The sequence below is a fragment of the Vibrio jasicida CAIM 1864 = LMG 25398 genome, from assembly GCF_000400365.1.
Lineage (GTDB): Bacteria > Pseudomonadota > Gammaproteobacteria > Enterobacterales > Vibrionaceae > Vibrio > Vibrio jasicida.
In genome coordinates this window covers 75348-98084 of record NZ_BAOG01000056.1, presented here as the reverse complement: position 1 = coordinate 98084, position 22737 = coordinate 75348, and the positions used below count along the sequence as shown (strand labels likewise).

14 protein-coding genes and 1 riboswitch are annotated in these 22737 nt (G+C 44.8%); of the genes, 8 read left to right on the top strand and 6 right to left on the bottom strand.

What is annotated here, in order from left to right; all coding sequences use genetic code 11:
- Positions 1–723 precede the first annotated feature (723 nt).
- Positions 724–2049 (bottom strand): cation:proton antiporter, encoded by a 1326-nt coding sequence (locus VJL_RS17120; RefSeq protein WP_038879754.1) that lies wholly within the window; start codon positions 2047–2049, stop codon positions 724–726.
- A gap of 189 nt (positions 2050–2238) precedes the next feature.
- Here VJL_RS17120 and metH point away from each other — a divergent pair, with 189 nt between their 5' ends.
- Entirely contained in the window at positions 2239–5919 is a 3681-nt protein-coding gene (gene metH / locus VJL_RS17115) for a methionine synthase (protein ID WP_038879753.1), read from the top strand.
- Positions 5920–5994: 75 nt separating this feature from the next.
- Here metH and lysC read toward each other — a convergent pair whose 3' ends face one another.
- Positions 5995–7347: a lysine-sensitive aspartokinase 3 gene (lysC, locus tag VJL_RS17110; protein ID WP_038879751.1), complete on the bottom strand. Its 1353-nt coding sequence runs from the start codon at positions 7345–7347 to the stop codon at positions 5995–5997.
- 122 nt (positions 7348–7469) lie between these two features.
- A riboswitch (Lysine riboswitch) is annotated at positions 7470–7648 on the bottom strand.
- A gap of 224 nt (positions 7649–7872) precedes the next feature.
- Here lysC and VJL_RS17105 point away from each other — a divergent pair.
- Positions 7873–8994: a pyridoxal-phosphate-dependent aminotransferase family protein gene (locus VJL_RS17105; protein WP_038879748.1), complete on the top strand. Its 1122-nt coding sequence runs from the start codon at positions 7873–7875 to the stop codon at positions 8992–8994.
- Between the two features lie 56 nt (positions 8995–9050).
- Here the strand turns inward: VJL_RS17105 and VJL_RS17100 are convergent, their stop codons facing one another.
- From VJL_RS17100 to VJL_RS17085, 4 genes are all read right to left on the bottom strand, one after another.
- A complete protein-coding gene (locus tag VJL_RS17100; protein ID WP_038879745.1) occupies positions 9051–10835 on the bottom strand; it encodes a PglL family O-oligosaccharyltransferase in 1785 nt (594 codons plus the stop codon).
- Positions 10836–10902: 67 nt separating this feature from the next.
- On the bottom strand, positions 10903–13725 hold the full coding sequence (uvrA, locus tag VJL_RS17095) for an excinuclease ABC subunit UvrA (RefSeq protein ID WP_038864588.1): 2823 nt from the start codon (positions 13723–13725) through the stop codon (positions 10903–10905).
- A gap of 137 nt (positions 13726–13862) precedes the next feature.
- The gene (galU, locus tag VJL_RS17090) at positions 13863–14735 is read right to left on the bottom strand and encodes a UTP--glucose-1-phosphate uridylyltransferase GalU (protein WP_038864585.1); all 873 of its coding nucleotides are present in this window, start codon (positions 14733–14735) and stop codon (positions 13863–13865) included.
- Between the two features lie 161 nt (positions 14736–14896).
- Complete coding sequence (locus VJL_RS17085; protein WP_038864583.1) at positions 14897–15541, bottom strand: LuxR C-terminal-related transcriptional regulator; 645 nt, start codon at positions 15539–15541, stop codon at positions 14897–14899.
- A gap of 280 nt (positions 15542–15821) precedes the next feature.
- On the opposite strand from VJL_RS17085, the gene VJL_RS17080 reads away from it, so the two are divergent.
- From VJL_RS17080 to mshL, 6 genes are all read left to right on the top strand, one after another.
- A complete protein-coding gene (locus VJL_RS17080) occupies positions 15822–16364 on the top strand; it encodes a single-stranded DNA-binding protein (RefSeq protein ID WP_038864580.1) in 543 nt (180 codons plus the stop codon).
- A 250-nt stretch (positions 16365–16614) separates the two neighbouring features.
- Positions 16615–18624 carry an RNase E specificity factor CsrD gene (gene csrD / locus VJL_RS17075; protein ID WP_038879743.1) on the top strand — a complete coding sequence of 670 codons (2010 nt, stop codon included), beginning with the start codon at positions 16615–16617 and terminating at the stop codon, positions 18622–18624.
- Positions 18625–18635: 11 nt separating this feature from the next.
- Positions 18636–20084 carry a PilN domain-containing protein gene (locus VJL_RS17070; RefSeq protein WP_038879740.1) on the top strand — a complete coding sequence of 483 codons (1449 nt, stop codon included), beginning with the start codon at positions 18636–18638 and terminating at the stop codon, positions 20082–20084.
- A complete protein-coding gene (locus tag VJL_RS17065; RefSeq protein ID WP_038864576.1) occupies positions 20081–20731 on the top strand; it encodes a type II secretion system protein GspM in 651 nt (216 codons plus the stop codon). Before VJL_RS17070 ends, VJL_RS17065 begins: the two co-directional genes overlap by 4 nt.
- Positions 20724–21056: a hypothetical protein gene (locus tag VJL_RS17060; protein ID WP_038864575.1), complete on the top strand. Its 333-nt coding sequence runs from the start codon at positions 20724–20726 to the stop codon at positions 21054–21056. The genes VJL_RS17065 and VJL_RS17060 overlap by 8 nt, the downstream gene beginning before the upstream one ends.
- Before the next feature lie 20 nt (positions 21057–21076).
- Positions 21077–22711: a pilus (MSHA type) biogenesis protein MshL gene (mshL, locus tag VJL_RS17055; RefSeq protein ID WP_038879737.1), complete on the top strand. Its 1635-nt coding sequence runs from the start codon at positions 21077–21079 to the stop codon at positions 22709–22711.
- Positions 22712–22737 lie beyond the last annotated feature (26 nt).

The window sequence follows — 22737 nt, the reverse complement described above, 5'->3', positions numbered from 1 at the left end:
GAATGGTAGACATATGGTTCACCTCGTTCTGAGAGCCTACTCTAAGCGTAGGGCTTGAGAGTGAGGCGGACCATATAATTAGCCCCAGCAGAAATGCTGGGGCTTTTTCGTATTTGCGATATTACTTTAGTCTACAACCAACGAGTCCAATTGAGTGCAAGCCCAGTCGCTCCGTCACTTATTTGAAAGGCTTGCTAGAAATAACAATTCTTGTATCCACAAATTTCTTCGTTGTTTGTTGTGGGCTGCTAGTGCCATACCAATCTGTCAGATTACTGGCCAGGTTAATTCATTATCTTTTGCACATATTTGTCACTCCATCATCACTTTCCAAGAGTTAACTCCATGCATATCACACCTCGTCTGCAATATTGGTGTAGTTCGTAATGCTCTGGTTTGCTACATGATATTTTCATAGCCTTACTCTATCGGGTTCAATGTTGTGCCATATTCCGCCTGTAAACGAGCTGTTGTATTTTGTGCCCAAATCTTACTTAGTCTTGAAACTAAGCATCGACCGATTCAACCTTAGTGTAGCTAGGAATCTTGAGGATTGTTTTAATTTGAGTTTTTAGTATTGACTGGAGTTTGTTGATATTGGAAGGATATCAGAGCGTGGCGATGTTTGAGGGAAATCAGCCAGTCTATTCTATTAATAGCTGCTTGGTTCAGGCATAAAAAAGGCAGCCAATCGGCTGCCTAATTTTTCAATTATAAGAGAGTTTATTCTTGAGAGACTTTAGTTTCATGCTTAGCAACAGAAGCTTCGGCTTCCATTTCTTTCTCTGCTTGCTTCGCTTTCTCAATCATTGGCGTTATCGTTGATCCTTGAATAAGGATCGAGAAAACTACAACAGAGTAGGTCATCACCATGATGATCTCTTTCACATCAATCAGTTTTTCTGGGATGACTAAAATACCTGATGGAATTGATAGTGCCATTGCTAAAGCTAGACCTCCACGTAATCCACCCCAAGTTAGAATCTTCACGGACCATGGGTTGTACTTTCTGTAGCGTTTAAAGCCAATATAAGGAATAAAGACACTTAGGTAGCGAGCACCAAGTACTAGTGGCACAGATATCGCCATCATAATCCAGTCTTCTTTATGGAATTCGAATAGCAACATCGACATACCGATTAGAAGGAATAGTACACCATTCAAGAATTCGTCGACCAACTCCCAGAAATGGTCTAGGTGGTCTTCACTTTCTTTTGAGAAGCCGATAAAGCGAGTCCAGTTACCAATCATGATGCCAGAGACTACCATTGCAAGTGGTCCTGAAACATGGAGATATTCAGCTAGAGCATAACCTGCTGTAGGAACGCCAATCGTTAATAATAGTTCCATGGAGTGGTCATCGGTCGCACTAATCAAGTAGTGGAAAATTAACCCTAATACGAAGCCGTAAACAATACCGCCAATTGCTTCTTGGATGAATAGAAGGGTTACGCTACCAACCGTCGGGGCTTCTGTACCAAATGCGATCGTGAATAGAGTGACGAAGATAACTAGACCGAAACCATCGTTAAACAGAGACTCGCCTTCAATTTGTGTTGAAATGCGTCTTGGAGCGTCCAATTTCTTCACAATAGCGAGAACTGCAATCGGGTCGGTTGGAGAGATAAGTGCGCCAAACAGTAAGCAGTAGACAAGGTCAAACTGAATACCAATAACTTGGCAAAAACCGTAAAGAACAAAACCAATGAAGAATGTGGAGAAGAGTGTTGCACCTAAAGCGAGTACCGTAATTTCCCACTTTTGATCTTTAAGGTTGGGAAGTTTGATACCCAAACCACCGGCAAAAAGCAGGAAGCCTAGTATGCCTTTCAGAAGAAAATCTTCGAAATTTATGCTAGTGACGGTTTCTGTGGCAATCTCAGTAAGATGAAACCAATCGTTTTGACCTGCGATTAGAATGAGAAGTGAAAGGATCATCGAACCAGCGGTAATGGCGATGGTCGTTTGCATCTTTCCTATCTTGCTGTTTACAAAGGCGATAACCATTGCTGCCGCGGATAGAAAACATAAAGTATGATAGACCGACATAGAGCTCTCTATTTGTAACATTTTATGAATGGAATTCTCGGCCGATGTTGTCTAAATAGCAAACATTTTTTCGTGATTATTTTGTAACTCGAGACAATACAAAATAATTACAATTCCTATTTTAGACGTCTAGACTCCTGTTGCTTGTGTGATAGGATGGAGAAATAACAAAAGGAATGAGGCTGTACTGTGGGAAGTAATGTAAGACAACAGATTGAAGCTCAGTTAAAGCAACGTATTCTTCTGATCGATGGTGGTATGGGCACCATGATTCAGGGTTACAAACTTGAAGAGCAAGATTATCGAGGAGAGCGCTTTGCCGATTGGCATTGCGATCTAAAAGGCAACAACGATTTGTTGGTGCTTAGTCAGCCTCAATTGATAAAAGAGATACACACTGCTTATTTAGAAGCAGGTGCTGATATTTTAGAGACCAATACCTTCAACGCCACGACCATCGCGATGGCGGATTATGATATGGAAGGTCTCAGTGAAGAGATTAACTTCGCGGCTGCTAAGCTGGCCCGTGAAGCCGCTGATGAATGGACGGCAAAGACTCCTGACCGTCCGCGTTATGTTGCCGGTGTACTTGGCCCAACCAACCGTACTTGTTCTATCTCTCCTGACGTAAATGACCCAGGTTATCGTAATGTTTCGTTTGATGAGCTAGTTGAAGCTTATTCCGAGTCAACTCACGCCTTAATTAAAGGTGGTTCTGACCTTATTCTGATCGAGACGATCTTTGATACGTTGAATGCCAAAGCTTGTGCTTTTGCAGTTGATTCCGTCTTTGAAGAGCTGGGATTTAAACTTCCAGTTATGATTTCAGGCACGATTACGGACGCGTCTGGCCGAACACTATCTGGGCAAACAACCGAAGCTTTCTATAATTCGTTACGCCATGTTAACCCTCTTTCGTTTGGTTTGAACTGTGCACTTGGGCCTGACGAATTGCGCCCGTATGTAGAAGAATTATCACGTATATCTGAATCCTTTATCTCTACTCATCCAAATGCGGGTTTGCCGAACGCATTTGGTGAATATGACCTTTCACCTGAAGATATGGCTGAACATGTTAAAGAGTGGGCAGAGAGTGGTTTCTTAAATTTAATTGGTGGTTGTTGTGGTACGACACCAGAACACATCCGTCACATGGCAATGGCAGTTGAGGGGGTGAAGCCTCGAGAGTTACCTGATCTTACCGTTGCTTGCCGCTTGTCAGGTCTTGAGCCACTAACTATTGAAAAAGAAACCTTGTTTATCAACGTGGGTGAGCGCACGAACGTAACTGGCTCTGCTCGTTTTAAACGCCTGATCAAAGAAGAGCTCTACGATGAAGCACTTGAAGTAGCTCGTCAACAAGTAGAGAACGGGGCTCAGATTATCGATATCAACATGGATGAAGGTATGTTGGATGCTGAAGCCTGTATGGTTCGCTTCCTTAATCTATGTGCATCTGAGCCAGAGATATCAAAAGTACCAATCATGGTTGACTCTTCTAAGTGGGAGGTTATCGAGGCTGGCTTGAAGTGTATTCAAGGCAAAGGCATTGTTAACTCTATCTCTTTGAAAGAAGGGAAGGAGAAGTTTGTTGAACAAGCGAAGTTGATCCGTCGTTATGGTGCGGCCGTTATTGTGATGGCATTTGATGAACTTGGTCAGGCGGAAACACGGGAACGTAAACTTGAAATTTGTACCAATGCGTATCGAGTCCTTGTTGATGAAGTTGGCTTCCCGCCAGAAGACATTATCTTTGATCCAAACATTTTTGCTGTCGCGACGGGTATTGAAGAACACAACAATTACGCAGTGGACTTCATCGAAGCGGTGGCTGATATCAAACGCGACTTACCTCATGCGATGATCTCTGGTGGTGTCTCTAACGTTTCCTTTTCATTCCGCGGTAATAACTATGTTCGTGAAGCGATTCATGCGGTATTCCTGTACCACTGTTTTAAAAATGGCATGGACATGGGTATCGTTAACGCGGGTCAGCTAGAAATCTACGATAACGTTCCTGACAAGTTGCGTGAAGCGGTAGAAGATGTGGTTCTCAACCGTCGTGATGATTCAACTGAGCGACTACTTGATATCGCCGCTGAATACGCAGGAAAGGGTGTTGGCAAAGAAGAAGATGCTTCTGCTCTAGAGTGGCGTACTTGGCCAGTAGAAAAACGTTTAGAGCATGCGCTGGTAAAGGGCATCACGGAGTTTATTGTCGAAGACACAGAAGAGGCCCGTTTAAATGCCTCCAAGCCATTAGAAGTGATTGAAGGCCCTCTCATGGATGGCATGAACGTGGTTGGTGACTTGTTTGGGGAAGGTAAGATGTTCCTTCCGCAAGTTGTTAAGTCTGCTCGTGTAATGAAACAAGCGGTTGCCCACCTTGAGCCTTTCATTAACAAAGAAAAGCAAGCGGGCTCATCGAATGGCAAAATCTTGCTCGCGACGGTGAAAGGTGACGTTCACGATATCGGCAAGAATATCGTTGGTGTAGTTTTGCAGTGTAACAACTACGAAATCATTGACCTTGGTGTCATGGTACCGTGCGAAAAGATCCTCAAAGTAGCGAAAGAAGAGAATGTCGACATTATTGGTTTATCAGGCCTTATCACCCCTTCTCTTGATGAAATGGTTCACGTAGCAAAAGAGATGGAGCGTCTTGATTTTGATTTGCCACTCTTGATTGGCGGTGCAACGACGTCAAAAGCGCATACTGCGGTTAAGATTGAACAAAACTACAAGAACCCAGTGGTGTATGTGAATAATGCTTCGCGGGCGGTTGGAGTATGTACATCATTGTTGTCTGATGAACTTCGTCCTGCGTTTGTGGAGAAGCTGGATGAGGATTACGTTCGTGTCCGTGATCAACACAACCGCAAAAAGCCAAGAACCAAGCCGGTCACTTTAGAAGAAGCTCGTGCCAATAAGGTTGCTATTGATTGGGACGTTTACACACCGCCAGCACCCGTTAAGCCAGGTATCCATGTTTTTGACGACTTCGATATTGCGACATTGCGTCAGTATATCGATTGGACGCCTTTCTTTATGACGTGGTCTCTCGTTGGTAAGTACCCGACCATTTTTAAACACTCAGAGGTTGGCGAAGAGGCGAAGCGTTTGTTTAAAGATGCAAATGATTTGCTGGATCGAGTTGAACGTGAAGGATTGCTTAAGGCTCGTGGTATGTGTGGTTTGTTCCCCGCGGCGAGTGTTGGTGATGATATCGAAGTCTACACAGATGAATCACGTACCGAAGTAGCGAAAGTTTTGCTCAATTTACGTCAGCAGACCGAGAAACCAAAAGGGTTCAACTATTGCCTTTCTGATTATGTTGCTCCGAAAGAGTCGGGTAAAAAAGATTGGATTGGCGCATTTGCAGTGACTGGTGGAATTGGTGAGCGTGAACTCGCAGATGAATACAAAGCACAAGGCGATGATTACAACGCTATTATGATTCAAGCGGTTGCGGATCGTCTGGCAGAAGCATTTGCTGAGTGTCTGCATGAACGAGTACGCAAAGAAATTTGGGGCTATGCGGCAAAAGAAGCACTCTCTAATGAAGACCTAATTCGTGAAAAGTACCAAGGTATTCGACCTGCTCCGGGTTATCCAGCATGCCCTGAACATACCGAGAAAGGACCTCTTTGGGAATTGATGAATGTTGAAGAGAATATTGGTATGTCTTTGACCTCGAGCTATGCGATGTATCCAGGAGCCTCTGTTTCTGGCTGGTACTTCTCCCATCCAGACTCACGTTATTTTGCGATCGCTCAGATCCAAGAGGATCAGATGCTAAGTTACGCTGATCGCAAGGGCTGGGATAGGATCGAGGCTGAAAAGTGGCTCGGTCCAAACATTAACGGTTAAATCGATCCACACGCAAAAGAAAAGGGCTGCTACGTGCAGCCCTTTGTTTTATTCGTCCAGAGTATTTAGTAGCGATTATTGCTCGAATAGCTCTGTGTGCAGTTTCTGAATAGCTTGTCGTGATACAGACTCATGAACAAGGAAACATAAGTTATGTGGGCTTGCACCGTAACAAATCATACGTAAGTTGAAGTCCTCTAGTGTTCCGAAGACTTGCTTAGCGTAGCCTTTGCTCTCGCTCATGTTGTTACCAATCAGAGCGACTAAACAGAGGTCGTGCTCAACTTCTACTGTACACAATTCTTCGAGCTCTTCGCGTACTGCCTGTGGTAGCTGTGGAGCACCACCTGATGTGTCTGTTTGATCGAGAGTGAGTGACACACTGATTTCAGATGTGGTGATCAAGTCCACTGAGATTTTGTGTTTAGCTAGGATCTCGAACACTTTCGCTAAGAATCCGTAAGCATGGAACATGTTCACGCTGCGCAGAGTGACCATAGTTTGATTGCAGCGAAGAGCAAGTGCTCGGAATAGCGGTGAGCTCTCTACTTGGTGTCGAATCCACGTACCACCTTTTTCTGGCTCTTTAGAAGAGCCAACGAAGACCGGAATATCGTGACGGAGTGCTGGTACCAGAGTAGAAGGGTGAAGGATCTTCGCGCCGAAGTTTGCCATCTCTGATGCTTCGCTAAAGCTGATCTCAGGAATTGGTGACGCTTTGGGGGCAATCCGTGGGTCGGTAGTGTAAATGCCCGGAACGTCAGTCCAGATTTCTAGGCCTGCCGCTTTAACACCTTCAGCAATCAAAGCTGCGCTGTAGTCACTACCACCGCGACCTAATGTTGTGGTGTTGCCTTCTTCATCTGAGCCAATAAAGCCCTGTGTAATGACGACATGTTTTTGGCAAAGAGGAACCAGCTGTTCTTGCGCTAGCATTGAAATACTTGCTAGTTGTGGTTCTGCGCGGCCAAAGTTGCCATCTGTTTTTAAAATATCTCGAATATCAAAACGAGCGGCGTTGATGCCTCTTTCACGCATTAACTGAGCAAGAATATGAGTCGACATCAGCTCGCCACATGCCACTAAATGGTCAGTCAGTTTGGTGCTTGCTTGAATAGAGGCCGCTTCTGCAAGGCTTGTGACTGTATCTAGAATCTCGTAAACCTCGGCAGCCGCTTTAGTAGCATCTTCTAATCGAGATAAAATTGATTCATGAATGTCGGCTAATTTTTGCAGCACTTTAGCGCGATGTTCTTGGTCCTGAACACCGTTTGCTAGTTCGACCAAAAGGTTGGTCACGCCAGAACAAGCACTACTCACGACAAGGCGGGTATTTGGATTGTTTTCTATAATGGTGGCACAACGGCTCATTGCCTCAAAGTTGGCAACACTGGTTCCACCGAATTTTGCTACGTTAAATGCGCTCACTGCGTTCTCCCACGACTTCCTAAAAAATAACAACATCAATTGGTTGCCAATACATCCAATGTTTTTGGTGAGGAAAGGAACAGAGCAAATAGAGAGGTATTTAGAATGTAATTTGAAAATTTACCCTCAGAAGCCCTTCATCAGACTGCGCTGATGACAGTTGATGGGACTCAACCCAAGTCAACCGATAAGCCAAATCCTGCAACTTTGACTTACCTCGGCACTACTCCCCCTGAGTGATTGGTATTGGAATTGCGGCTCCACAAATCACCTGCCTGGGCAGTGCTCCTCTTCTGCATAAAGCTCAAACATTGAACGGTTTTGTTGTCACAATGTCAACCAATATCTCCAACCAGAATGAAAGTTTTTATTAACGAATTTGTGACAGTGGTTTGACCTCTATACTTAGGGCTAATTGCCGATAGAGAAAAAATCTATTAGGGTGAAAAGTTCGATACCTGAGCCAACCTTTTAAATAGAATTTTTATAACGCTCAGGATGAATGACTGCAATCAAGGAGCTGACATGCCGATCCAAAGCTTTATTCCCCCGCATCGTATTCTGATGGGACCTGGTCCATCTGATATTTCACCTCAAGTTTTGCAAGCCTTGAGCCGCCCAACGGTTGGCCATCTAGACCCGCTTTTTATTGCGATGATGGATGAGCTAAAACAACTGCTCAAATACGCCTTCCAAACTGAGAACGAATTCACCATCGCCGTTTCTGCTCCGGGCAGTGCGGGCATGGAAACGTGTTTCGTCAACCTGATTGAAAAGGGTGACAAAGTTATCGTCTGTCGCAATGGTGTTTTCGGTGAGCGCATGCGTGAAAACGTAATCCGTGCTGGTGGTGAAGCCGTTGTTGTGGATGATGAGTGGGGCACGCCAGTATCGGTTAATAAAGTTGCAGAAGCGTTAAAGCAGAACCCTGATGCGAAGATCCTTGCTTTTGTTCATGCAGAAACATCGACAGGGGCAGTAAGTGATGCTCAAACGCTGAGTAAGCTAGCCAAACAATACGGTTTATTATCGATTGTGGATGCGGTGACATCACTCGGTGGTGTGCCTCTTAAGGTTGATGAGTGGCAGTTGGATGCTGTGTACTCAGGAAGTCAGAAGTGTTTGTCGTGTGTACCGGGGTTATCACCTGTGACGCTTTCTCCTGCTGCCATAGAGAAGATTCAAGCCAGAAAGACACCGGTTCAAAGCTGGTTCTTGGATCAAAGCTTAGTATTAGGTTACTGGAGTGGAGAGGGCAAACGCAGCTATCACCATACAGCACCAGTGAACAGCTTATATGCACTTCATGAGGCACTACTTATCCTGAAGAACGAAGGCTTAGAAAATGCGTGGGCACGCCATCAATTGATGCATGAGAAGCTAAAAGCAGGATTACAGAAGTTGGGTTTTGAATTTGTGGTAGAAGAAGAGTACCGCTTACCACAACTTAACGCGATTTATGTTCCAGAGGGCATTGATGAAGCTAAAGTGCGTCATCATCTCCTTGAAACCTACAACCTTGAGATTGGTGCGGGCTTGGGAGCGCTTGCCGGCGAAGCATGGCGAATTGGTTTGATGGGCTATGGTGCTCGACCTGAAAATGTTGCTTTGTGTTTGCGTGCTTTAGAAGAATCGCTGACTGAGTAAAATGATTCGACAACGAGATAAAGAAAAGCGAAGGTCATCCCTTCGCTTTTTTATGTTTATTGATCAGCACCAGAAGTTGGCGTTGGTGAAGCTGATACGGCTTGAGAAGGCGGTTGATAATTGACGCCACTGAAATCAACCTTAGGAAACAAGAATTGTGCCTCTGCACGGATTTGTTCTGCCTTGCTCGTATCATTCAGTCCTTGATATGCAAGGATTAGGTTGTTGTAGAACGCTGGACGGGGCTTATCTTTAATTATCTCCAAAGACCAATCAATGTAAGGCTGAATCAAGCTTGGATCTTGCTTGTACAATCCAATATTCAAGAAAGTACTGTATACATCCCAGTCGAAACGATCTTTCCAAACTACAGGGTTTGTCACCTGGTTCAGGATGTCCGGATTGGTTGGGCGCGTGGTCTCAAACTTAGTTAATACGTAGTTGGTATGCAGAGCACTCACCATATAAAAGCTGAATACGACTGGAATTACTAAGCTGCAAACACGAAGTAAACTCTTAGTCACTCGGCTAAAAGGTGCCTGACGGTAGCGAGAGACTCGCTGGTCAACCCAGTACAGTAGGATTATGAAGATGATCCAATGCACCAGCGAGTGGTAAAACGGATACTCTAGCTGTGAATGGAGGATGATAGGGATGAAGAGGGCGAGTAAGGCTAGACGTGTCCCTCGTTTGGCCTGATAGATTCGGTGTAGCACTAACGCCATCGCGAGGAAAATCCCCAAGATTGGTAACAACCCGCCTTCTACAGACCAATATAAGAGTTCGTTATGTGGGTGATCCATCGATGGTAAACCCGCAGGGTAACTCTCATTTAGAGCGTGTTGGCGAGCCGTATAGAGCATGTATTCCGATTCAAATTTACCATAACCGTAACCAGTAAATGGTTTTTCAATCACCATATCGAGCGTTTGTGGGAAGGTGTAAGCTCTCGGAGATTCCATGTTCACTTTTTCACTGGCTAATCCGCTACCATCAGGAAAAGCGATCTGCATGATCACAATAGATAAAGCCAAACCTGTTGCCATTGCAACTACCCAACGTACGAACCTAGCTTTAGTTGCGAAGCGGTACATGTACGGAATGACTAATAGGATCGCGATGATAGAAGCAAGCCACCCTGTTCGAGATGCCAATGCGACAATCAGCGGCAGGGTAAGTACTGGCACAGCATAAAGCAGATAGATATCGCTAAGCTTACGCGAGTATTTATAAGGTTGACGGACAAGCAGATAACTTGCGATCACTAAGCCTGTCGCAAGAAAACTCGCCATGACATTGGGCTGTTGGAATATACCATAAGGACGATTAGCAACAGTGTCGTACCCAAATACGTTACCTGGCTTGAGGTAAAGGTATTGAGTGAGGCCAAATAGAGCCTCTATCACAGCCGCAAGAACGATAAACCACAGTAAACGTTGGCGATGTTTGTTACTGAAATGGAATTGCTGCAACACAATAAAAAACAGCATGCCGCACCACAGGCCAATTAATTTATTCGCTGCCAGTGCGCTATCCGCATTTGGATAAAAGATAGGCAATGTCATGATGATGCAGCTAATCAACAGACCAATCGTTAATTTGGAATAGCGTAATACACGGTTGGTCGCAAGTTGGTAGCAGCCGATCCCGAGCGCAAAGCTGAACGCCATCCACGTGGTTGCGTTAAAAGACAATGCGAGCCCTGAACCGCCCGGATTTGGCATAAAAAAGTGCATCGCCAGCAAAAAGAGTGCTGCTAGCGCGATGAGGAACTTGCGATTAAGAGGAACTTGCACTTTACCTGGAGAAAGCTTGGTTCCACTGACGTGTATAGTAGCCATAGTTATTGTGTTGTTTTGAATGAAAAAAGACCAGCAATGGCTGGTCTTTGTACTTTACCTGTTTTTTCTACTTCAACATAGGCTTAAGGAAGCGAGCTGTGTGTGAACCTTCGATCTGAGACACATCTTCTGGTGTTCCTTGTGCAATTATCTCACCACCACCTTGGCCGCCTTCTGGTCCTAAGTCGATAATCCAGTCTGCTGTCTTAATGACATCAAGGTTATGTTCAATAACTACGACTGTATTTCCGTGGTCACGCAGGCGGTGTAAAACGGTCAGCAATTGTTGAATGTCGTGGAAGTGCAGGCCCGTTGTTGGCTCATCCAGAATGTACAAGGTCTTACCCGTGTCACGCTTAGAGAGTTCTCGTGCTAGTTTCACACGTTGTGCTTCACCACCAGAGAGCGTGGTTGCTGCCTGACCTAAGCGAATGTAAGACAAACCTACATCCATTAGCGTTTGCAGTTTTCGAGCAATGGCTGGGACAGGGTCGAAGAAGGTACGTGCATCTTCTACAGTCATTTCCAGTACTTCATCAATGGTCTTGCCTTTGTAACGCACTTCAAGTGTTTCACGGTTGTAGCGCTTACCCTTACATACGTCACAAGGAACGTAGACGTCAGGTAGGAAGTGCATTTCTACTTTGATTACACCATCACCCTGACATGCTTCACAGCGACCGCCACGCACGTTAAAGCTAAAACGGCCCGGCTTGTAGCCACGAGAGCGCGATTCTTGTGTGCCTGCAAACAACTCTCGAATCGGGGTAAAGATACCCGTGTAAGTCGCTGGGTTTGAACGTGGCGTTCGACCTATTGGGCTCTGGTCGATGTCGATAACTTTATCGAAATGCTCCAAACCTTTGACCGATTTATAAGGTGAAGGGTGCGCCGTTGTTGCACCGTTCAATTGAGTATGAGCAATCTTAAAGAAGGTATCGTTGATCAGAGTCGACTTACCTGAGCCTGATACGCCCGTAATACAGCTAAACAAACCAACTGGAATCGAAAGGTCGACATTCTTAAGATTATTACCAGTAGCGCCCAGTAACTCAACCGTTTTCTTTGGATCTCGTGGTGTGCGCTTGGTTGGGATAGCAATCTCTTTTGCGCCACTTAAGTATTGACCCGTTAGCGAGTTCGGGTTAGCGATGATGTCTTCCATCGTACCTTCCGCGACCACGTTACCGCCGTGCACTCCTGCGCCGGGACCAATATCGATTACGTGGTCAGCACAACGAATAGCATCTTCATCGTGTTCAACAACTAATACCGTATTGCCTAAATCTCGTAGATGGGTCAAGGTCTTCAATAGGCGTTCATTATCGCGCTGGTGGAGGCCTATTGATGGCTCATCCAGAACGTACATTACCCCCACTAAACCAGCACCAATTTGGCTCGCTAGACGAATACGTTGCGCCTCACCACCTGAGAGGGTTTCTGCACTGCGTGACAAGTTTAGATAGTTCAAACCAACGTTAACCAAGAACTGCAGACGGTCATTGATTTCTTTCATCACTTTTTCAGCGATTTGAGCGCGTTGACCTTCTAGCTTCAGTGTATGGAAGAAATCCAATGCATCCGCAATGCTGAGTTCAACGATCTCTGGCAATGTTGTATCGGCAATAAAAACATTGCGAGCTTCAAGGCGTAAACGAGTGCCACCACAGCTTGAGCAAGATTTGGTTGAGATGTATTTTGCAAGCTCTTCGCGTACTGAGTTTGATTCGGTATCGCGGTAACGACGCTCAAGGGTGTTTAGGATTCCTTCGAATGGATGGCGTTTAACGCGGATATCACCACGATCGTTAATGTACTTGAACTCAACCTCGGTACGCCCAGAACCTTTAAGAATAATGTCTTGGGTCTTCTTCGGTAAGGAGTTAAACGGAACGTGAAGGTCAAAGCCATAATGATCCGCCAAGGCTGTTAGCATTTGGAAGTAGTAGTAATTTTTCTGATCCCAACCTCGAATTGCCCCTTGCGCTAAGCTGAGCGAGTCATCTTGAATCACTCGACTAGGATCGAAATATTGCTGTACACCTAAACCATCACAAGTGCCACAAGCACCAGCTGGGTTGTTGAATGAGAACAAACGAGGCTCAAGCTCTTGCATACTGTAACCACAAAGTGGGCAGGCAAAGTTTGCTGAGAAAATTACTTCCTCACCGTCGCCATCCATTGGCGCAACAACTGCGATACCACCAGAAAGCTCTAATGTGGTTTCGAATGATTCTGCCAAACGTTGCTGCAAATCTGGACGCACTTTAAAGCGATCTACAACCACCTCAATCGTGTGTTTTTTATGTAGCTCTAGTGGCGGTGGATCGGAAAGATCACAAGTTTCACCGTCGATGCGTGCGCGAATAAACCCTTGTGCTGCGAGGTTCTCTAGCGTTTTAACATGCTCACCCTTTCGCTCTTTTACGATAGGAGCAAGGAGCATCATTTTACTGCCCTCTGGCAACTCTAAAACCTTGTCGACCATTTGGCTGACGGTTTGAGCGGCAAGCGGCGTATGATGAGTCGGGCAGCGAGGTTCACCAACACGAGCGTAAAGCAGGCGCAGATAGTCGTAGACTTCCGTAATGGTACCGACGGTTGAGCGAGGGTTGTGTGACGTCGATTTTTGCTCGATAGAGATAGCTGGAGACAAGCCTTCGATATGATCGACATCTGGCTTTTCCATAAGAGATAAAAACTGACGAGCGTAAGCGGATAATGACTCAACGTAACGTCTCTGGCCTTCCGCATACAAGGTATCGAAAGCGAGAGAAGATTTACCAGAACCACTTAAACCAGTGATAACAGTCAGTTTATCGCGGGGGATCGTAAGGTTGATGTCTTTGAGGTTATGGGTGCGGGCACCGCGAACTTCTATTTTATCCATCGTTTTTGCTCTATGTATAACCAAGTCACGCAAGTATTACATAGTGTGAGAAATGTGCAAAGGGAATACTGGACAAAAAAACAGTAAGAAAAAGCCCGACGGTTAGTCAGGCTTTATAATCAATAGTTTGGGTATGATTACGCTTCTTTCTTAGTTGCGTGCTTACCTAGCTCTGATTTTTTCTCATCCTTTAGATAAAGGTTTTCGAAGCAGTAGTTAGTGGCTTCGATGTAGCCTTCTACGCTACCACAGTCAAAACGTTGACCTTTGAACTTATACGCCAATACACAGCCTGCTTTTGCTTGTTTAAGCAGAGCGTCAGTAATTTGGATTTCACCACCTTTACCTGGTTCTGTGTTCTCGATTAGCTCGAAGATATCTGGCGTCAGGATGTAACGACCGATGATCGCTAGGTTACTTGGCGCTGTACCTTGCTCTGGTTTCTCAACCATGTCGTCTACGCGGTAGATATCATCTTTGATCATCTCACCTGAGATAACGCCGTATTTGTGTGTTTCTTCTTCTGGTACTTCTTGAACCGCAACGATTGAGCAGCGGAACTGTTTGAACAACGCCACCATCTGAGCCAGTACGCCTTCTTGCTCATTCACACAAAGATCGTCCGCAAGTACAACGGCAAATGGTTCGTCACCAATCAGTTCACGACCCGTTAGGATCGCATGGCCAAGGCCTTTCATTTCACGTTGACGAATGTAAGTAAAGTTAGCTGAGTCAATGATTTCACGAATGTCGACTAACAGTTCTTCTTTGTTAGTGCCGCTGATTTGGTGCTCAAGCTCATAGTTTTTATCGAAGTGATCCATGATCGAGTGTTTGCCACGACCTGTTACGATACACATGCCATTCATACCAGCTTGAATCGCTTCTTCAACGCCGTATTCAATTAGCGGCTTGTTCACTACAGGCATCATCTCTTTTGGCATGGACTTTGTCGCCGGAAGGAAGCGCGTACCATAGCCCGCCGCAGGGAACAGACATTTTTTAATCATTGGGGGAATATCCTTTCTCAATTTTTTAATAAAGAATCTGAGCGACACTTTAACATGAGAGCGGCATATGAATCATGAATTAAGTAGGAAAAAATGTGAGACAGGAAGTGCAAAGAAGCATGAGCAACACACCTTTAATTATTTTTGTGCTGCTCTGCTGGTTAAGACATCAAGTTTTGATCAGCCCAAGCGATGGCTTGCACGCGATTTTTAACCGACAGTTTTTTGAAAATCTGATACAAGTGAGACTTGATGGTGAATTCGCTAACAAACAACTCCTCAGCCATTTGATTATTTGATGCACCTGCTTGAAGGCAGCGTAATACTTGCAGTTCACGAATAGTCAAATCGACAGTAGCGGGTGCAGTATGTGTGTTTATGACGTTGCGATAGTAATGTAAAAGTTGGCTGGTTACGTTTCGTGGCAACCAATTTTGGCCGTTTACGATGCCTTTTAGCCCTTCTCCGATTTGCTCAAGTGAGCTCTCTTGGTAGAAGACTCCCTTTAATTGACCAAACGCTAATAGTTCATCTGTGGTTAAACGCTTAGGGACGTTAAATACGACGGTCTCAAAGTTTTTCCATATTAACGGAAGGTTCTTAATCGACTGAACCAAGGATTTGTGCTCACTGAAATCGATCATTAAGATCTTATTACGATGTTTGGGATTGGCTTCCATAAGCGCTTCGGTGGAGATCACTGGAATATCAATGTCAGTGTATTTGACCAAGTCTTCAACTTTTTTCTCTGCATGGTCTTCCATGCTGATCAGAAACAGTTTTCTCGCATAAGCCGATTTTTTCACGCGGTCTTTTCTCCTTGAATTCATAACGCTGAATACGTTGGCATCAAACATAAATCAGAGCCATAGGGTTCAATAAGAAATGCGTTGAGATTCAAAGGTTCACGAAACGATGTCTGCAAAACGAATCAAAAATGCTACGCCTTGGAGTTGAAGTGAGATTTCGATTCCACAACTTTCAATGACAACCCACAATGGGATTAGGCTTTAATCAAAACATCAAAGCGTGTATTCTTATGCGCTAAAATTTTACATATATATCCAGAGTGAAACGGAGCACATCATGGCCAGCCGTGGAATTAACAAAGTTATTTTGGTGGGGAATCTAGGTAACGACCCTGAAATTCGTTACATGCCTAATGGCGGTGCAGTTGCAAACATTACGATTGCGACTTCTGAGTCATGGCGTGATAAAGCGACTGGCGAACAGCGCGAAAAAACAGAGTGGCACCGTGTTGCACTATTCGGCAAGTTGGCGGAAGTAGCAGGTGAGTACCTACGTAAAGGTTCTCAAGTTTACGTTGAAGGCCAACTTCAAACTCGTAAATGGCAAGATCAAAGTGGTCAAGACCGTTACACTACTGAAGTGGTTGTTCAGGGCTTCAACGGTGTAATGCAAATGCTAGGCGGTCGTGCTCAAGGTGGCGCTCCTATGGGTGGTCAACAGCAGCAACAGCAAGGCGGTTGGGGTCAGCCTCAACAACCAGCTCAGCAGCAGTACAACGCTCCACAGCAACAGCAGCAACCTCAACAACAGGCTCCGCAGCAACCACAGCAGCAATACAACGAGCCACCAATGGACTTCGACGACGACATTCCGTTCTAAGTAGAGTCTTCAAGATTGCATTTAAAAGGCCGCGAATTTCGCGGCTTTTTTATTTTCATGGTTTGTCTGAAAGGACTGTAAGCATTTCGAATTGTAATTCGAAGACCTTCACTCTCAAATATCGAATGATGGTTTGTTTCTTTCCGCCTCAGTCTCTCACATTCACACGAATACGATTGTTTACTGAACGCTTATCAAGTATAAATATTTCAATAAGGTATATGATGAATAGAAAAGGAATTTGGTATTCATGAGGTATACCCCAACTCTTAAGCTAAGCACGCGGCTGGTGGCTTTTGTCACTATGATCGTTATATGCGCAATGTTTATCTTGTTTGTCGGCGGCACCCTCTCTTTTAAACGACTAGGGCAAGAGTATCTCACCCATTATTTGGAAGGGATCGTTGAGGTTGTTGATAAAGAGATGGAAGATCCTGATGCCGCATACTCGATGCAGCGCTGGATGCCGAAAATGCTTCAAGCCAGCAACATTGTCGAGATGACCCTCTCGGCGAATGATGCCGTGGTTTACCGCTTCAAAGACACCACCCATAAAATAGACAGCTCAGTGTTGTTTGAGCAAGAGTACCCACTTACTCACAACCAAGATTATGTTATCTATTTTAAGGTTATTCCTCCTTATCTAGGTTACAGCTACTCAATGCAAGCGCTTTGGTCTATCACGCTTGCTGTGGTTCTGATCATCTTCTGTTTAATGCGCGGTGTTGCTTGGCTAAAAGAGCAACTGGCAGGTTCCGAAATGCTTGAAGAGCGCGGCAGAATGATTTTGGCTGGCCGCGTTGAACAATATGCAAAGGGAGATGAGCGAGAATGGCCTTACACGGCGAGTGAAGCGCTCGATGTGTTGATTGAAGAGTTGCAGGATGCGCGTCAAGAACGTAGCCGATTCGATACCTTTATTCGTACTCAAACTTTCCTCGATAAACTTACTGGAACGGCGAACCGAGTGTTGTTTGACAGTAAGTTGGAATCAGCCTTGTTGGAAAGTGGTGCACGCGGTGCAGTACTACTGATTCGAATCCAAGACTGGAAACTTGCAGAAGAAGAGCAGGACAAGCAAACCTGTGATGAGTTTATTGTGGAAGTGGGTAGCTTACTTTCCAATTTAGTTCAGCGTTACCCTGACGTGGTGTTTTCTCGCTACTACAATGCCGATTTTGCACTTTTCTTGCCTCATCAATCCGCAAAAGATGTGGCTAACTTAGCTTCTCAATGCATTCGCCAATTGGAAAAGCTTCACCCGCCATATCCGTTAGAGTTGGATAACTGGTGCCACATTGGTATCACGACTTATAAAGAGGGTGAGCGTCACAGCCAAATTATTGATGAGGCTGAGACGGCGTTACGTAGTGCCCAGTTACAGAACAATAACAACTGGAGCCGCTTTAAAAAGTGGAATCATGATGAAGATGCTCGAGGAAGTGTGAGATGGCGTACGTTATTTGATTCAGCACTCACATCTAAAAATGTGATACTCTACGCACAATCTGCCTATCTAATAAGTGATGTGGCGCATAAAAAACCTTTGCACGACGAGTTAACATGTCGGATTCGCGACCCAGAAAATGGAATTGTGAAAGCGTCTCGTTTTATTTCAGCGGTGCGACAAGTCGGTTATGAAGCGCAAATGGACCGCGCAGTTGTTAATAAATTCTTAAAAGACTTTAAACACAACTTCGATAGTAGTCAGACGTATGTTCTTAACCTCAATGTGATTCCTTTTGGGCATCGAGAATATTTCAAATGGTTCCGTGATGAACTCTTACAGTTGTCACGAGAGCAAAGAAAGTGTCTCATTTTTGAGTTTGTAGAAGCACAATTTGTAAGACACTTAGACTTTATGCGACCAGTCGCTAAAATGCTGGCCGGTTTAGAATGCCACCTTATGATTGGGCAAGCGGGGCGTACTATCGTCAGCACGCATTACTTAAAAGAAGTGGACATTCGTTATCTCAAGCTACATCGCAGCTTAGTAACAAAAATCGACCAGAGACATGAGAACCAGTTGTTTGTTCGCAGTATGTTGGGTGCGGCCGCAAACAGTAAAACAAAAATAATAGCAGTGGGAATTGAGAATAAGCACGAGCTGAACACCCTAATTGAATTGGGGGTTCACGGTGGGCAAGGACGTTATTTCTCTTCAGAAGAGCAATACCTTCCTCGCTCTGAATCCATGCAACTTTCTCAATCTGAATCTCAAGTGAAATTGGGAAGAAGAAATCGCTGGCGAAAAAAATAAAGATAATAATCATGGATTTTAAAGCAGTACTCGACAAGCTCAAGCGATCATCGGTCGGTGGTCGCACTTGCTTTTTGGTTATTCAGCCAGACGCAGTTTATTTATCATCACCCCTTAGAAGCAGTCGACCATCCAAGTTTGAGATCTCAGAATCAAATTGGGAGCGCGCATGTGAGCAAGCGTTAAGCGTTGCTGCAAGCTCTTACGATTCTTTAGCGGTTGTGCTTTCTCACAACTACTATCAGATGTATCAAATTGATAAGCCAGCGATGCCGCGTAATGAGTGGCCTGCTGCACTACCATTTTTGCTAAAAGAGCTGATCTCTGAACGTGCGATCGACATCATTGCCGATGCGGTTGAGTTACCCAACTCAAACAAAGTTCAAGCTTACGTCTTATCACGAAAGATCCTCGATAAGTTGGTATTGTTGGCAAGTCGAGCTCAATTGCCTTTGGAAGCGATCATTCCTGAAGATGACGTTTGGGGGGATACTTCTGGTGAACTTGGCAACTTTTTATTGCTTCAACGCAGTGCTCGAGGACACTTCCGCATCAGTGCGTTTGTCGAGCATACCATCGCATTCCACCGCTCTATTCGTAGTGTCACCCCACCACTAACAGGTGTGCCGTCTAGCGAGTTGCAGATGGACAGTCTATCTCTTGAGTTGCAACGCTCGATTGATTACCTCTCTTCTCAACTTCGCCACGTGCAATTGCATCAGTTGAAAGTATGTTGTGATGATGAAGATGAAAATGAACTGGTTGAGTCACTTAACTATCGTTTAAGCACGAAGGTTTCTGCATTATTGGCTGAAGATCATGAACCTTCGGGCCATGTCTTAGCCGATACGGCAGCAACGTCTAATATTCGACGCGTTAATCTGTATCCAGATTTCTTAAAACCGAAAAAGAACCTGCTAACGCTAAAAAACGTGGCGATTTCTTGGGGTGTGGCTGCCGCGGTTATTTTCCTTTCTTACGGTTATGTGACTTGGCAAAGTGATGGCGTAGAAGATGAAATCGCCATTGTAAAAAGCAAAGGCAACATCATGAAATCTGAGTTAGATCGTTACCAAGCTCAGTTACGCAAGCATCAACCAGACACCAATAAACTCGCTGCCAAAGCGCGTCTGGAGCGTGAAGTAAAAGCCAAGCGTGATTCACTGAAAGCCGTTGGTAAATATGATGATTCCCAACGCACAGGTTATTCGGGCGTGATGCAATCGCTCGCTAAGCTTGGCAGCAATAATATTTCTTTGTCTGAAATTCGTATCGACCACAACACATTAGATTTAAAAGGTCTGGCAAGAACGCCTAGTTCTGTTCCCAATTGGGTCAGCCAGTTCAAGAATGAGATCAGTTTAATTGGTCGTACCTTTGATGATGTGAAGATTGGTCGTAATGACGACAATATCGTGACTTTTGAATTGAAGACGCGCGGAGGCAAAGAAGAAAAATGAACGAATTCTGGCTTTCTTTAGAAGAGCGCTTTGATGAAATGAGCGCACGCGAAAAAGTTCTGATCGCACTATGTGGATTGGTCACTGTCGTGATGCTGCTGTTTACTTTGGTACTGGAACCAAAGCTCAATGAAGTGGTGAGTAACGACAAACTCTTGAGTAACTTGAAGCAGACTAATCAAAAAACCGAAATTGACATTTTGCGTATTCAGGCTCAATTGAAAAAGGATCCTAACGCAGAGATTGATCAAGCAATTTCCCAATTGCTGACTGAGAGTCAACATCTGTCGATGCAGCTTTCAGAGATCATTGAACATCTTATTACACCTTCACAGATGGCAGCTTTGCTCGAAAGTGTATTGGAGCAGCAAAGCGGAATTCATTTATTGTCGCTTCAGACATTGCCTGCGGAGCCGATAACGGAAGATAAAGAAGCGTCTCAATACTCCGGATACTACGTGCACCCAGTGCGTATGGAGTTAACAGGTGATTACTTTGCCATCGCTAACTACTTGACCAAATTAGAAAGCTTGCCAGCAAGTTACTACTGGCGCAGCTTCAGTTATAAAGTTGAAGCGTATCCAAAAGCGAAGTTGGTGTTGGAAGTGTACACATTAGGTTCTAGAGAGGAGTTTATTGGTGGTTAAGAAACTCATTACCTCACTTGTTCTTGTGGTTGCTGCCGGTTCTAGTTGGGCCAACCAAGATCCAACAGCGCCTCTTGGCTGGCAAAAAACAGCGACAGAATCGCAAGCCAAACCGAAAGCAAAACAGTACCGCTTACCAACGCTCAACAGCATCGTATGTAAGCCGAACACTGAATGTGTCGCTATTTTGAATAACCGTATTGTCGAGCCTGGCGTGAAACTTAACGGATATCGAGTAGCCAGTATCAATAGTGAATTTGTAACTTTAAAGCGTGGTGACCGTCAGTGGAAACTAGAGCTTTTTGGTTTGAACGTAAAAAAATAATAACCAGAGCCTGATCAGATATGCGCAAATTAGTTGTAGGAATAGTGATTGCTTCCTTAATGGGTTGTTCTATGGGTCACCGTGACCCAGTAGAAGTGAAGCAAGCACTGAATGAATCTATCAATGAAGCAAACAGTCGTGCACTTGAAGATATCCCTTCTTCTGTGCAAGCCGATCTTATGCCAAACCTAGACAGCAGTGTTTCTTCTCAGCAAGGCACTCTGAAGCGTTTCCGTATCCAAGCTAATGCAGTTGAAGCGCGCAGCTTCTTTGCTTCCTTAGTGAAAGGAACGGAATACAGTGTCGCAATCCACCCTGCTGTACAAGGCAATATTACGGTTAACCTATCAGACGTGACACTGGACGAAGTGCTTAATGTCGTACAAAACATGTATGGTTATGACGTTGTGAAGTCAGGCAAAGTGATTCAAATTTACCCAGCAGGTATGCGCACAGTTACGATTCCTGTCGATTACCTACAGTTCAAGCGTTCTGGTCGTTCATTAACGAGCATTGTGACTGGGTCGGTGACGTCTGCGGGTACATCAAATTCAGGTGGTGGCTCAGATGATTCTGATTCGTCAGATTCAAACAGCGATAACGGCGACAGCTCGACAACATCGACAGGTGGTACTCGCATTGAAACTATCACAGAAAGTGATTTTTGGCCGATGCTGCAACAAGCGGTCGCGAATCTTATTGGATCTGGCAAAGGCCAGAGTGTTGTCGTTACCCCACAAGCTGGTGTGATAACCGTTCGTGCCTTCCCTGATGAGATTCGCGAAGTTCGTGAGTTCTTGGGTGTCTCTCAAGAACGTATGCAACGTCAGGTTATTCTGGAAGCAAAAATTCTAGAAGTAACATTAAGTGACGGTTACCAACAAGGTATCAATTGGTCAAATATGTCAGCCTCTATTGGTAACTCGGGTAGTGTTGTCGTTGACCGAAACCCAGTGACACTACCTTTAGATGCAATTGGCTCGCTACTCGGTGGACAAACTAACGTTACTTTCTCTGATGGTAACTTTGAAGCGGTAATGAACTTCATGGCCACTCAAGGTGATTTGAACGTGCTTTCTAGTCCGCGCATCACCGCAGCAAACAATCAAAAGTCCGTCATTAAAGTGGGTACCGACGAGTACTTCGTTACCGAGCTGTCAAGTAATGCAGGTAATGGCGAGAACTCCAACGCGGTGCCTGAAGTGGAGCTTACACCTTTCTTCTCTGGTATCTCTCTAGATGTGACTCCGCAAATCGATAATAAAGGCAATGTGTTCCTGCACGTTCATCCTGCAGTTATTGAAGTGGAAGAAGAGATTAAGAACCTTAACCTTGGTGGCGACTTCCAAAACATCCAACTTCCACTAGCGAAAAGCTCGATTCGTGAATCTGATTCTGTAATTCGCGCAAAAGATGGTGATGTGGTTGTTATTGGTGGTTTGATGAAGCAGCAAAACCTAGAGCAAGTATCGAAAGTACCGTTCTTAGGTGATGTACCCGCGCTTGGTAATTTATTCCGCAACATCAACAATGTGACGCAAAAAACAGAGTTGGTTATTTTGCTAAAGCCAACGGTTGTTGGTGTGAACACGTGGCAGAAAGAGCTAGAGCGTTCACGTGATTTATTGCAAGAGTGGTTCCCTGACGCTGAGTAATCAGCGTTAGGAAGTGTCGTTTAAAC